Source organism: Sporolactobacillus sp. Y61 (genome assembly GCF_040529185.1).
GTDB lineage: Bacteria > Bacillota > Bacilli > Bacillales > Sporolactobacillaceae > Sporolactobacillus.
In genome coordinates this window covers 1,079,203-1,093,894 of sequence record NZ_CP159510.1, presented here as the reverse complement: position 1 = coordinate 1,093,894, position 14,692 = coordinate 1,079,203, and the positions used below count along the sequence as shown (strand labels likewise).

Here is a 14,692-nt window from a genome sequence, read left to right as displayed (position 1 = left end):
TAAAAGTCAATGAACAAACCGCTTCCGTAAACAAAGTAATAGACTCAGCTATGAGGCATGACTCTTCTCATACATGTCATCACTGATAACCTGTATCCATAGGCACATGCTATCTGAAATTTATTTGTTCTGGCTGTTTTCCACAAATAGTAATCGGTTATGACTCGACTTTGACATTGTAGGCACAATCTTCCAAGTGATCGATTTAAGGAATCCCCGGTTCCAGAGATTTTGTTGAGTCTCCACATGTGTATCCTGCATTCCCGGAAAATTATACCAAGGAGTCCAAAAAGGCGCATCAGAAAAGGATTTTTAATACAATGGTCTTTTTCCCATTGGTATAATTATGCTGGTTGCTATTTGCCAAAGATGCCTTAATATCAGGGATTATCAGAACCTTGGTATAAAAGCACGGGAATTCAGGGTGTATAATAGGTCATCCAAAAAGTTATCCATAGGCACACACCTATGGATAACTATACTTGTTCCAGTAAGAAAATTGTGGATGAAGCGATATCCCGAAAGGGACGTTATCAAAGGGTTCGCAATTATCTTGAAGTTAAGGAGATTGTCGTCAGGGAGGGAGAAAAACGGCAGCGTTTTATCCTCGCCTACAACTCAAAAAAGCAGAGAAAGATAAGAAACAATGGGAACGGCTGGTTCGTGATTTGGAGATGGCTCTGTGAAGACTTACATCAGTTGCCTGAAAAGAAACATACCAAAGCGGCCTGTGCCCTGCGGTCACATAAGCTTTATGGTCATTATCTTCGCCAGCTGAAAGACGGGCAGCTGAGAATGAATCGTCAGGCGCTTTGAAATGCGCGTTATGACGGGAAATTTCTGATTCGAACATCGAATGACAACCTGTCCGCAGGAGAAGTGGCGCTGGGATACAAGAACCTGATGGCTGTAGAAAATGGATTTCGAAACTTAAAGTCTACACTCTGTCTTCGACCGATGTACCATCGGTTCGAGAAACGGATTAAGACGCACGTTTTGCTGAACTGGCTGGCTCTGCTTCTCATTCGGCTGGCGGAACTGAAGACCGGTGAAACCTGGCCAAAGCTGAAAAATACCATGGATCAGATAGTTCTGGGCAAATTTTCTTCGAAAAAAGGAGACTTCTATCAAAGGACGGAAATCACCGCAAAACAGCATGAAATCATTAAGGCTCTGGGGATAAAAGTTCCTCGAAAGATAAGTCGAATCGACCTTAAATCCTAGATACACACATATAAAAATAAAAAGTCCGAAAACAGGCTATCTGCCGCCTTTTTTCGGACTTTTGTGTACCTAGAAATTGAGTCAAGCCTGTTATTGATTGACGACGGACAGATAGCTTTGATAACGAATCGCATCATATTTGAATGAAAGACCGCCTTCTTCATACCAGTGGTATTGAACGGAATGTTCACCATCAGCCCATACTTCCGGACAATCGGTCTCTTCCCAGTCAATCGGAACATAATGATGATCCTGCTTTGAAGCACTTACCAAAGTTTGTCTTAATTCTTCTTCATCATGATCATTCAACAGATTCGGTTTGGCAGATATGAACAATGCTGTACCACTTTTCGCAAGCAGATCCGCCCACTGCTTATTGAATGACCATTTGACAGGACCCGCGATGCCAACACAATCCGCGTCAATGGCATAGAATGTATTGTGCTGCGGCAAACGAAAGGCCAGGGCATTAATGCCAATTTGTCTCGTGCGTTCCCAGTTTCGCCCGCTTGTATCATCGCCCACTCGGTTCAAATGCATCAATCCGGCTCCCAAGTGACCAATGGTATTGCAGCCTAATATGATCGCTCGGTATGGTCGGGCCGCTTTTAAAATCGCACCATACAACATTTTGACGACTTCTGCGTTTGTTTTTGATCGATCATGAAAATGCCAGCCCTGTTTGGACTCTTCGGTCACGAGCGGATTCATTTCAAATCCCCATCGATTAAACAGGTCAAAAGTAGAAAAATCGTGCTTGATCAAACGGTATCCCCAGGCACACATTCTCTGAACATCGGCTTTGATGTACTCCAGAGCTTCAGGATGCGTGGGATCCAGACAACCGTTTAAAGGAGAACGCCATTCTTCTGGAATCTTCTGGTCTTCATTCAGCAACAATCGAACCCAAATGCCAGGGCGGACCCCTTTTTCACGCAGTTTTTCAGCTAAACCTGCCATATCTGGAAATTTATCGTTACCGCGAGTCCACGGACCTCCATTGTATTCATTCAATCTGTGGTGTTCCTGCCAGCAGTCATCAATAACCATAAAGGGCGGATTATCCGTTCCATGGGTAACCCTCAGAACATAATCGGTATCACTCAGAATCTCTTCTTCTGAGCTGTTACCGTACGCATAATACCAATTGTTACTTCCATATACAGGAAAATCAGGCAGTAAGGGTGATGGACACATGTCGCGACAAAACGACTGTGCAGCCTCAAACGAGCTGACATTTTCATAAGATCTAGCAATAATTGTTGCCGCTTTCAATTTTCTGCCTTGTAACGCAACACCGCTTCCGCCATTTCTTAAATCAAGAAACAGGGTAACACCTGACGTATCTATTTGCCAGAAACACATGGCCGACGGCTGCACCATGACCCCGTATCCAGATGTTTTATTGTCTTCAGACATCAGAAAATACCAAGGCATGATGCGATTAGGGATCATCCCTCTGAAGCCCATGTAACCATAAGCTCTTTCCCATTCATCACCCAGAAATTTTGCAGATTTAGATAATTTAACCGTATTCCATCTGAGTTTAAGATACTTAACGGACGCTTTTGAAGCGGTAACAAAAACGTCGGCATGCCGAGGATCACACTGAATATCCACCTGCACATCATTAAAGTAACGAGCACCTTCTTTGTAAATCTTTGAGATTCTGTCGTCATCGATTTCAACGGTTATCCATGACGGTCTGCCCATATCAATCACGTGTTTTAACATGATGTCATCTCCCTTTCTTTTTCACACCTTCATTATAAAGCTCAGCCATTATAGACTTCCATGATGAAAAGTAGGCTCAGCATTGCAGAATGTCTACTGACAAGTGCTATCCATTCTTCCCTGAAAGAATAAAAGCTGATCAAGAAAAATTTTCTCTGCACACAATTTGCAGACAACGAATCAAGAAAACCTGGCGCCATCTGAACATGGCTGCACATTCTGATCGTTAAAAAAAGACCCACGAAGTATCCTGAATGGGAGGGCATTAATGTAACTTAACGTTACCTGACGATCTGATACACCCCCACCCCATCAGGTCTAAGCAACTTCACCATAGACTCAACAATATGCATCATGATCGGGAAAAACCATTAAAGTGGATTCTGTCTGCCTTTCTCCGCGGATTGAAAGAAAAGAATGAGTCATGTGATGGAGCAGGTCAACCGGCAGGCAGAATGGTGAACATTGAAAACTTAATCGCTGTCAGCAAAACATCATATATAATCCAGATCATGCGCTATTGGGGTTCACATCACCTCTATAGATGGAATGACTGACTAAATATTGCGTATCCACTCCCAAATCATTTCTGATACAGATTCAACTGTGATTCGAGGTTTTACTAAAGATTTTACAATCGCCTAATTCGTTATTCTATTCAGCCAATAGTTCCAGCAGTCAATCGGAACACCCTCATCAATTCAAATTGTACATATAATTTTAACAAAATATGATGTGTCTGCAGATATAAAACAGCCCCTGCTGCCGTGCGATGATCATTTTCTATGTGTAAAATATTCCTTGGCGGGGACTTGGTGGAAAAAAACGACAAAATACTGGACGAAAAAGAGAAGACTCTTTATTCTAAATGTACACTCATCAAGGCGAGTACATGAAGAATAGAGTCTTCTCAATGGACAGTATAAAAGATTTATTCGAAATTTGGAAGAAGAAAGGGAATCTCTTTGATTTTAAACAGGAAGCGATGAAGTACATGTACCAATGGATGTGCCGGACTTTAGAAGATCTGTTTGCTCGACTGGATTGGGTAATTGTAGAGAATAAACTGGCAGAGGGAGGGGGAATAGACGGCCATAAGGATACGAACCTTTCAGTTCCTGTTTGGCCCGGTGACGATCCATCAAACACGCATGATTCCACAGATAGATCGGCGTGCTATCTCTTGGATGACGTGCTAAAACTAAAAAGACATATGCGTTATTCCCCCCATGTGGAATACGAGACCGCCCGGCTGGCCACCCAGATGACCGGCCGTCAGGTCGCAGAGGCCCTGGCGACCTGGACGCCTGTTTAGACTAGTCACACCACGGTGATGAAGTGTGTCCAGTAGGCAGTGCCCAGGAAAAAAGGATCAGGAGTTGGTTAAAAAGACTGAATAGGGCGAGATGGCAACGGAATTGTAACTGCTAAACCAAAAGTAGACAGAAATTGCTAGATAAAAATGAACACTTTCGGAAGGGGGGATACTTTCCTAAGGGGCCGCGGGCCACCGCCACCCTTAGGAAAAGCTCTGACTTATCCTCTCTTGGACACATTCATTTGTCTCAATTCTGTATAATCATGATAGTATACTAGCGATTGAGAATGGAGGACGAATTAGGGTGGGAAAATGAAAAGCAACGCCGTATTGTCGCCCCTATGCGGTGATGACAACCCAAAGTATCGATGCCTTCTGGGAACAGGCTACACCCATTGTGAACAGCAGGTAAGCACGAGTGATCAGGAAAATGGTTAGAATGGCCTCGCTACTCAAGTCCGAGACTCGGCCGTCAAAGGGCAACAGATCCGAAAGGATTACCGACTATGCTTCAGCCCCCAGTTCTGTCGGATAGTTGAACAAAAGTATTACCGGCGAATTCTGAGGACGGGTTCAAGCCTGGCCTTGGAGGGATTGCCGTTCTATGGCATCTGCCTTATGTCTAGGATAACAAGCGAAGCGCGCTAGCCGAAAAAGTGTACATTTTCTTAGAGCTCAGATCTTGTCTGGTAAAGACTACCGAGAAAAGTTTGACTCATACACTGATCATTTCTTGACTTGTTTTCATCTTCCTGTCATTTTATAATTATAATTATGTGTTCTTGTTTTACTAAATATATGTTGTCCATTACCAAAGGATGATCCATTTGGCAACAATCAAAGATATTGCGCATCAGGCCGATGTGTCGATTACAACAGTGTCCCGTGTTTTAAACGGCGATGAAACCTTATCGGTCAGCAACCAGACGAAAGAGAAGATTCTCAAAGCGGCGGATCGGCTGAATTACCGGAAACATTTGAAAAAAAAATCAAAGAAAGCGCTGCGTATCGCCGTTATTCAGTGGTACAGCGAGGAAGAGGAAATGAACGATCTGTATTATCTTTCCCTGCGCATGCACATTGAAAAGCAAATGGACGCAGCCGGAATCACCTATTTCCGTTCCTTTCATTCGCTGGATCAGCGGCCGCAGCATCCAATCGACGGCATTATCGCGATCGGTAAATATTCTGACCGGCAGATTGAACAGTTGAAGGCATGGAGTAGCAATCTCTGCTTAGTCGACTTTGACCGAACCGTGCTGAACTGTGACTCAGTTGTTCCCGACTTCGAACAGGCCACTGTATCCGTCCTGAATTATTTTGTGAAACACGGGCACAGTCAAATTGGATTGCTAGCAGGGGAAGAATACTTCAGCGACCATTCGACAGCGATTCCGGATCTGCGTTTGCAGTCATTCCGCAATTTCATGAGTAGTCACCATCTGTTGAACGAAGACTATTGTTTTTATGGAAGCTTCTCCGCTGGCAGTGGATATGCTATGATGCGTCAGGCCATTCATGATCTTGGCGACCGGCTCCCGACGGCCTTTTTCGCTATGAACGACAGCATCGCCATCGGTGCAATAAAAGCGCTTCATGAGCATGGCATTGCCATTCCAGAACGGGTAAGCATCATCGGCTTCAACGATATCCATCTGGCACAGTTTGTCACCCCGCCCCTGAGTACGGTTAAGGTGCACACCGACCTAATGGGCGAGGCAGCCATCAAGCTTCTCGAAGAACGGGTGCTTGGCCGGCGCCGCGTTACCGAAAAAGTTGTTCTCGCGACCGATCTGGTGATCAGAAAGAGCAGCAGATGAGCTATATGCTTCATATGATCGGCAGGCGCTGTTTTAGGGACTGATTTTCCCCATCCAACAAATCGTTTATGAATAATTGTACCGATTCAACGAACGCTCTATCAGTCATTTCGTTTCCTCTAAATTACGTTTCAGCCCTATTTCAGTCACTTCGGCTTATTTTTTTGGAAAAACGCTGAGGCACACGATTTTGGCACTCCGGCTTCCGATTCAGTCATTTCAGCACGCTATTCAGTTAATTCGGCACCAGGTAGCTGATTGTCTATCTCCTTTATCGAAAAGCGCGTCAAACAATAAGTTTTTCAAACTCTATCTGTAGCAGATCCGCTGAGCAATAGGTGGATCTGTTTTCTTTACGCTGTTAAGGAGTATATAATAACAATTCAGTGGAATAACAAATCAAAATTACCATGCATCCAGCTGAATGGAAAATGTACCCGCCGGCAAGTTTATGTACGTTCAAGAAGGCTTTTACACCTGGCAGCGATGACGTGACAATTTTCTGCGCAACGTCCGGGATCACCTGCCCAAAGCTTTGAACAACAAAGGGGGCGAACAGATCAAGGCTATCGCGCGATCTCATGATGGCCCACACGTTGCTTCAACGTTTTTCTGAATACCTGTCAAGAAAAAGCATCCAGGGGCACGGTGCTCGTCGAGGCAGCATTCGATGACGTGACGACTATACTTCCCTTCTCTGAAGCCTACCGGAGTCATCTGCGCACGACCAACGGGATGGATGGAATACCTGAATGAGGAATTCCGTCGCAGGGAACGTGTCATTCGGCTTTTACCCAATCGGGATCCTGTGACCCGACTTATGGTTTCTGTCCTCATGAAGACGAATGAAAAATGGCTGGAAGGTCGCCGTTATTTAGATATGACAGATTATGGGGAGTGGAGGGCGCAACAACTCCTAGCATCAAAAATCCTATTCCGGCTGAGTTGAATTTACACAGAAAAAAGCATGACGAAAGATTTCATTTTCTGAATGGTTCCTCACACAAAAAAATCATTTAAAATGTGATAGACTATGGTATGTAAGCGGATGCACAAATGATCGAAACAACCGATTTGTCATCAAGTTGTGGTCAGGGATATCTATTTTCCCAATTAAATGATTCACCCATTTTCCTCGCATTGCATAAAATTAGGAGGGCTTCTTAATGAAAAAGGTTATGGAACTAAAAACCCATTCCAGGGAATTATCTCTTGTGTCATGCGGCTATGAAGAATGCACAAAGACACAATCTTTTGGTCCATTAAGTCGTAATTACTATATGCTTCATTTTGTTTTAAATGGGAGCGGTTACTATTGGATCGACGGCAAGAGCTATATGCTGCAGAAAAACTGGTGTTTTTTCACGCCACACGAACTGACTACCTTTTATCGCGCAAATTCGCAGACTCCCTGGACCTATGTGTGGATCTGTTTTGACGGAAATTCAGTTTCCTCCATTTTGAAACACTGCCACCTGTCCGCAGAACATGCGATTTGTTGTGTCCCTCACATCGAAGAGGTCAAACATCTGATTTTTGAAATGATGAACGATTCATTATTAACACCCGCAAATGAACTGTATATACAGGGTAATCTGTACCATATCTTTGCTCTTCTGGAAAAAGACACAGGCGCTTCCTTTTCTGACATGGAAATAGCTGATAACGTTTATATTTCTCAGGCATTGAATTACATCATCAGCAGTTCCAGACATTCTTATGAAAGGCTCACCGTGAAGCATGTCGCCAATCATCTACATGTCAGCAGAAGTTACCTCTACTCGTTATTTAAGAGATATTTAAATATGTCCCCACAGCAATTCATCAAACAATCCAAAATTACCCGCGCCGGAGAATTATTGGCAAAAACGGACGCTCCTATTACTGAAATAGCAGGGGAGAGCGGTTACAAGAATCCCTTTGCTTTTTCTCGTGCCTTTAAAAGCGAACACTTCCTGACGCCACAGGAATACCGTAAAATTTATAAGCATCCACAGAATTTACTGAATATATGAATGACCCCTGTCTCGACTTCGACAGTTGTAGGCACAATCCTTCAAGTGGTCGATTGAAGGAATCCCTGGTACTTGGTATTTTTTTAATTATCCACATGTGTATAATAGGTCATCTAAAATTATCAATAGGCACACATTTTTGGATAACTATGACTGGTATTTAAACTTATATGTAATATAATATGGGCACTTACTTACGAAGAGTTCCTCAAAAAAATAAAGATGAGCGTACAGTAGCCTATCTGCAGCTGGCTCAAAATAAGTGGGATTCCAAGGCCAAATATGCCAAAGCAAGGGTGATTTATTCGTTCGGTCGCGAAGATCAGCTGGATGTTGACGCGCTCCGCCGGCTGGTGGAAAGCCTTCCAAGGTTTCTCTCTCCTGAAGAAGCCCTGCGGGTTCAGGCTGAGATTGGCCAGACGGCTGATTTTGCTTTCAAAACATCCAGAAGGCTGGGCGGGGCCTGGACACTGGATCAACTCTGGAAAATGCTGGGCATGGGCCAGATCATTCATGATGTTTGTGACAAAATAAAAGTACAGAGTTATGCAGCCTAAAAGTACATAACCTTGCATTTTGATTAGATACAAAAAAGACTTGCCAGCCTTAAAAAATTTTGCTTCTTCGCTGATTAAAATGAATAAACCTGGAAATACCGGAAACTACGCAATTAGAAACCAGGTGGTTTTCAAATGTTAGTAGAGTTCAATGACCTGGATAACTTATTCCATATTACAGAGCCCTGATATGTTCATGACTGTATCTTCAACGAAAGTCAAAAAAGTTGGATGCTTATTTAAAAGTATACAAAGAAGCCTTGTTAACGTACCCAAACTGTAGTGCCGAGCACCAGGGGATCTATGATATTGTACGTGGAGGCAGTAGAACTCGTAAAGACACTAAAAAAGCACTATGGTGGCGTGGTCAGGTGGTCCTTCAATTCAATAAAGGGAAGCATCAACAGCCTATTCTAGGCAACAAAACGGAAAGCAAGAGGCTACCGCTCCGATAAAAATATTATCGCCATGGTCTACCTGCTTGCCGGGAAATTATATTTCTCACCCAAATAAAAGAACAGGCATAAGTATGGAGCCACGTATCGCTCACAACTGAACCTGTTCCCTTGTGATGGCAGCCACCTCAGCGGCCCCCTTTTGCCAAAGAATAGTCCACTCAATGCCAAGAAATAGTCCACCTTTTGCCATAATTTGATCCATAGTCACCAGATAATGCCTCCTGTATACTTTGGTGGCACGTGTCAAAAGCACGTGACATCAACGATACAGGGGGTTTTTCTATGGCGATTCAATATCGAAGGATCCTGGAGTTGCACGACCAGAAACACAGCCAACGTAGTATTGCGGCGAGCACGGGGAACTCAAGAGCCAAGATCGGTGACACCATTCACCGGGCCGAAGCGATGGGAATACGACCACCGTTTGATTCAACGGTCAGTGACGATGATCTGGCACGGCGACTCTTTCCTGAACTGAGGCCGGAAGCGAAAGGGCGCGAAGTGCCAGACTATGAGTACCTGCACAAGGAACTTGCCAAGCCTAATGTCACCTTGACCCTGCTTTACTACGAGTATGAGGCAAGCTGTCGGCAATCCGGTACCGCGCCCTACTCATACCGGACGTTCTGCCGCAACTACACGGAGTATGCGCAAAAGTTCAAAGCCACTATGCGAATCAAACGTAAACCGGGCGAGATCATGGAGGTCGATTGGGCTGGATCGACCCTAAAGCTGATCGATCGAGACACAGGCGAATTCGTCAAAGCGTATCTGTTTCTTGCGACGTTGCCCAGCAGCCAGTATAGCTACTGTGAAGCGTGTCTGACGATGAAGACCGAAGACTGGATTCGCGCACACGTTCACGCTTACGAGTTCTTTGACGGCGTGACCGAAATACTGGTACCCGATAATCTAAAAGTCGGCGTCACGAAACACAAAGACTACGAGGCCATTTTGAATCCTGTCTACCGTGATTTGGCGGCGCATTATGGCACAGTGATTGTCCCAGCACGCATAAGGGCGCCTAAGGACAAAGCAGCCGTCGAAGGGACGGTCAATATCCTTTCAACGTGGGTCATTGCGGCCTTGCGCAATGAGCAGTTCTTCACCCTTGAGGAACTCAATAAAGCCGTCGGGTTGAAGTTGGCGGAGTTCAACCGACGGCCGTTCACGAAAAAATATAAGGTAGGCAATCGAGAAGAAGGCTTTAAACGAGAGGAACAATTTGCCCTCAAACCTTTACCTCAATCCCCTTTCCAGATGGCAGCCTGGCGGACTGCCACCGTACAACCCGACTATCATATTCTGGTCGAAGGTATGTTTTACTCAGTTCCCTTTCAGTATATCAGTAGTCGTGTCGATATTCGACTGACCCGTGATCTCGTCGAGATCTTCTTCAAAGATATTCGGTTGGCATCACACCGACGTCACTATGGTCAACCTGGCCAGTTTGCGACTTTATCGGAGCATATGCCCGAAAGCCATCAGCTCTACCTTTCTCATACGCCAGAAACCAGTCGTGAATGGGCAAAGAAAGTTGGACCAGCCACAGTTCAGGTTGTTGAGTATCTCCTAACTTCTTCAAGAGCCGAACGTCAGGCTTTAAATGCGACGTTGCGGCTCAAGAAATTGGCGCAGAAATACAAATTAAACGAAATCGAACAGGCATGTACTGATGTCATGCGCGTCGCAAAAGCACCAACGGTCAGAGTGATCGAGCGAATGCTCATCAACACGACCCGGAAGCAACAATCACAGCTGCATCAGAGACAAAACGACTTCGGCTTCACTCGTGGCGCCGAATACTTTGGGAGGACTACTCATGAATCAAGAAACGACTAGAAAACTCTATGAAATGCGTCTCAGCGCTATGGTTGAGGCCCTCAATGCCCAAGAGACGAACGAGAATTGCCGTGGTATGAGTTTCAACGATCGCTTTGAATTGTTGGTCGATACAGCTTACGCCGCTCGGCAGTCGAATAAATTGGAACGTCTCATCAAGCAAGCCGGCTTTAAAACAATCGAACCTTCGATCACCAACATTGATTATCTCCCTGATCGGCAGCTGGATCAACAACTGATCACACGGCTCGCCTCGGGTAGTTATATTAAGGAGCATCACAACATCATCATTATGGGTGCCTCTGGTAATGGAAAGACCTGGCTGGCGACGGCATTAGGCATCGAGGCCTGTCGTCAATTCCTCAAGGTCAAGTACGTGGGGTTACCTGAACTGTTAGATGATCTATTAATCGCCAAGAATGAGGCCAACGGTGATTTTCGCCGAATTCTTGAACGGTATCGGAAAATCGATCTTCTGATCCTTGACGAATGGCTACTGACCGATCTGTCGCTGGAACAATCGACTTTCATTCTGGAACTGATCGAGCGACGATTACACCGAACCTCAACGATCTTCTGTTCTCAATTTGATCCAAAGGGGTGGCACAGTAAGCTGGGCAATGCCCAGATCGCCGATGCCATCTTAGATCGGATCGTTCATGATTCCTATTCGATTGTGATCGATGGCAGCAAGTCCATGCGAGAACGTTATGGTATCGGTGGTGCACGATGATCGCTGAGTAAGGCGGGTACCCCCCTGGCTGATTTATTTTTTCATGCGAGATATGGAGGAAGACTTTGAGAATCGCCTTTCAGGCGCTTTGATCGACGCTATCTTTAAAAGCAATGAAACAATCAGTAGTGATGAGCTCGTTAAAATCTGCATCAAGCTGATCGATGACTACCCCGATCGACGCCGGCCGGACGACAAATGATTGTATAAACGCAGGCCAGGAGGGACAACTTGATTGATGGGTTGCCCTCCTGGCCTATTTTCCGGCAGAAGGTGGCTCATTTTGTGGCAGAGAACGGCCTATTTTTTGGCACAAGTGGCCTATTCCGATGGCCGCCTTCACCCTTGTCCGATTTTCATAGATTATTTGGAAATTACTTTACCAAACTATGGCCCATTTCACGGATTTTAGCGAAGAGCCCTTATAAGGAAGGCGCTTAACCCTATCCCATTTTCCAGATTACTGTATTTTGCTGGAGATAAAAAAAATCGATGGAGACCCATCGACTAATATTTACTGTACCTATTTTTATTTATATTGTGGAACATCAAAAATAAGTTTGTAACTGGACAGAAGATCATATAATTGTTTGATCTCATAGGTTTGTTTCACGGCCCACCCGATGTCAGTCGCATATTGATGACTGGCCGGAGCAGCCGGATTCCACCGCATTTTATAGAGTGTATTCTGCTGATATCGTGGATTATGAATATAATTCTGCCCGATAAACTGTGCACCACCTAATATGGCCGCCTCTGGAGTAAACCATTTGTGCGAATAGGCAAAATCAGCACCATGCCTGATTGGATCGGAATCATTTGCACCTATCCCGAACATATTATAAACGGTTTTCCCGTTATACACTACACCGTTAGCAAGTTCGGATCTGCCATTTCCTGTTTCATGCAATGCATGTGAGATTAAGTATATCTCATTAATATTTGTATTTCTGGCAGCCTGTAAAAATACTTCGGCCTTACCTGATAATATGCCCTTGTTGCTGAGTATTCGACTGTTGACTTCATCCGCATATACATTTGTTACTGCAGATAATTTCAGAAACTGGAAATACTCTGTTGTGTCACGGGAATAACTGACCGGATCCATTGCATGTCTGACATCAGCGGGACTGGCATTGATCCATCCAGTCTGAAAGTCGACCTGATACCAGGAACCCGTTTTCCGGATGACCTTTACTTTTTTACCTGTATTTACTTGTGTAATCATCCAAAAGTTTGTTCCCGGACCACCCCGAACATTCCACTTCCCATTAATCACTGTAGCCTGATTCCCCGATTTTTTCAGAGCATCCTGATAAATATACATTGGGTAGTCACTGTCCGTCTTTGCACCGGAATTAACCTGCTTCTGAACTGCCTCGTTCAGGGTGTAATCATAGTGGGTCTGCTGATATTCTTTAGGGTTCACTTTGGGATTTACTGTATATGCTAACTTAGTTCGAACCGTTCTTCCCTTACCATCTTTCACATCCACATATAGGGTTTTCGCTCCTGTCGGTCCGGGAGTCCATGTAAATGTATTACTGCTCGAATAATTTTTTAATAAGTACCATTTCCCTGCGTTATCCCGAATAATGTATTTATATTGATAATCGCCTGATCCTCCCGCCGCTTTGGCTGTCAGGTTCACCCTGCTGCCGCTCTCTGCTTTGCCGGCCGGTGAAGCCGACAAATTGACTGCAAGCGGTTCTATCCTCGGAGTAACCGTGTAGGACGCTTGCTCTCGTATGACTTTGCCTGTGCTGTCTTTCACATCCACGTATAAAGTCTTGTTCCCGGTCGGTCCGGGAGTCCATGTAAATGTATTACTGCTCGAATAATTTTTTAATAAGTACCATTTCCCTGCGTTATCCCGAATAATGTATTTATATTGATAACCACCTGATCCTCCCGCCGCTTTGGCTGTCAGGTTCACCCTGCTGCCGCTCTCTGCTTTGCCGGCCGGTGAAGCCGACAAATTGACTGCAAGCGGTTCTATCCTCGGAGTAACCGTGTAGGACGCTTGCTCTCGTATGACTTTGCCTGTGCTGTCTTTCACATCCACGTATAAAGTCTTGTTCCCGGTCGGTCCGGGAGTCCATGTAAATGTATTACTGCTCGAATAATTTTTTAATAAGTACCATTTCCCTGCGTTATCCCGAATAATGTATTTATATTGATAACCACCTGATCCTCCCGCCGCTTTGGCTGTCAGGTTCACCCTGCTGCCGCTCTCTGCTTTGCCAGCCGGTGAAGCCGACAAATTGGCTGCAAACGGTTCTATCCTCGGAGTAACCGTGTAGGACGCTTGCTCTCGTATGACTTTGCCTGTGCTGTCTTTCACATCCACGTATAAAGTCTTGTTCCCGGTCGGTCCGGGAGTCCATGTAAATGTATTACTGCTCGAATAATTTTTTAATAAGTACCATTTCCCTGCGTTATCCCGAATAATGTATTTATATTGATAATCGCCTGATCCCCCCGTCGCTTTGGCTGTCAGGTTCACCCTGCTGCCGCTCTCTGCTTTGCCGGCCGGTGAAGCCGTCAAATTGATTGCAAGGGGTTCTATCCTCGGAGTAACCGTGTAGGACGCTTGCTCTCGTATAACTTTTCCTGTGCTGTCCTTCACATCCACGTATAAAGTCTTGTTCCCGGTCGGTCCAGGAATCCATGTATATGTATTACTACTCGAATAATTTTTTAGTAAATACCATTTCCCTGTCTCACTCTGTACAATAAACTTATATTGGTATACTCCCGATCCCCCTTGCCCAATGGCCTGAAGTGCAACCTTATTCCCTGATTCTGCGCGTAATGATGGAGATACATTAAGATTAGCCGTTAATGGAGAAAAACTATCCAGACTATTATTCTGTGTTTGAGTAGTCGCATGAGCATCTGATAAATTCCCCAAAGTAATCACAAGGAACAGGGCGCTAGTCAAAATAATTCTGTTAATCATCGAATTATGTTTCATTTTCTCCAATCCCC

General features: G+C 44.8%; 12 protein-coding genes. 10 read left to right on the top strand and 2 right to left on the bottom strand.

Annotated elements, in window-relative coordinates:
* The first annotated feature begins 468 nt into the window (after positions 1-468).
* Positions 469-816, top strand: coding sequence for a hypothetical protein (locus ABNN70_RS05395; RefSeq protein WP_353948992.1), 348 nt, complete (start codon positions 469-471; stop codon positions 814-816).
* Between the two features lie 63 nt (positions 817-879).
* The gene (locus ABNN70_RS05390; protein WP_353948991.1) at positions 880-1,224 is read left to right on the top strand and encodes a hypothetical protein; all 345 of its coding nucleotides are present in this window, start codon (positions 880-882) and stop codon (positions 1,222-1,224) included.
* 90 nt (positions 1,225-1,314) lie between these two features.
* Here ABNN70_RS05390 and ABNN70_RS05385 read toward each other — a convergent pair whose 3' ends face one another.
* Entirely contained in the window at positions 1,315-2,958 is a 1,644-nt protein-coding gene (locus tag ABNN70_RS05385; protein WP_353948990.1) for a hypothetical protein, read from the bottom strand.
* Positions 2,959-3,871: 913 nt separating this feature from the next.
* Here ABNN70_RS05385 and ABNN70_RS05380 point away from each other — a divergent pair.
* The 8 genes from ABNN70_RS05380 (at position 3,872) to ABNN70_RS05345 (ending at position 11,903) form a co-directional block, all read left to right on the top strand.
* The gene (locus ABNN70_RS05380; RefSeq protein ID WP_353948989.1) at positions 3,872-4,273 is read left to right on the top strand and encodes a hypothetical protein; all 402 of its coding nucleotides are present in this window, start codon (positions 3,872-3,874) and stop codon (positions 4,271-4,273) included.
* An 830-nt stretch (positions 4,274-5,103) separates the two neighbouring features.
* Entirely contained in the window at positions 5,104-6,096 is a 993-nt protein-coding gene (locus ABNN70_RS05375) for a LacI family DNA-binding transcriptional regulator (protein WP_353948988.1), read from the top strand.
* Positions 6,097-6,835: 739 nt separating this feature from the next.
* Entirely contained in the window at positions 6,836-7,045 is a 210-nt protein-coding gene (locus tag ABNN70_RS05370; RefSeq protein WP_353948987.1) for a transposase, read from the top strand.
* A gap of 217 nt (positions 7,046-7,262) precedes the next feature.
* Entirely contained in the window at positions 7,263-8,111 is an 849-nt protein-coding gene (locus ABNN70_RS05365; RefSeq protein ID WP_353948986.1) for an AraC family transcriptional regulator, read from the top strand.
* Positions 8,112-8,293: 182 nt separating this feature from the next.
* Entirely contained in the window at positions 8,294-8,668 is a 375-nt protein-coding gene (locus ABNN70_RS05360) for a hypothetical protein (protein WP_353948985.1), read from the top strand.
* 740 nt (positions 8,669-9,408) lie between these two features.
* On the top strand, positions 9,409-10,968 hold the full coding sequence (gene istA, locus ABNN70_RS05355) for an IS21 family transposase (RefSeq protein WP_353948984.1): 1,560 nt from the start codon (positions 9,409-9,411) through the stop codon (positions 10,966-10,968).
* Positions 10,949-11,701 (top strand): IS21-like element helper ATPase IstB, encoded by a 753-nt coding sequence (gene istB, locus ABNN70_RS05350; protein ID WP_353948983.1) that lies wholly within the window; start codon positions 10,949-10,951, stop codon positions 11,699-11,701. Before istA ends, istB begins: the two co-directional genes overlap by 20 nt.
* 52 nt (positions 11,702-11,753) lie before the next feature.
* On the top strand, positions 11,754-11,903 hold the full coding sequence (locus tag ABNN70_RS05345) for a hypothetical protein (protein WP_353948982.1): 150 nt from the start codon (positions 11,754-11,756) through the stop codon (positions 11,901-11,903).
* A gap of 327 nt (positions 11,904-12,230) precedes the next feature.
* Here ABNN70_RS05345 and ABNN70_RS05340 read toward each other — a convergent pair whose 3' ends face one another.
* Positions 12,231-14,678 carry a glucosaminidase domain-containing protein gene (locus tag ABNN70_RS05340; protein WP_353948981.1) on the bottom strand — a complete coding sequence of 816 codons (2,448 nt, stop codon included), beginning with the start codon at positions 14,676-14,678 and terminating at the stop codon, positions 12,231-12,233.
* Between the last annotated feature and the right edge of the window lie 14 nt (positions 14,679-14,692).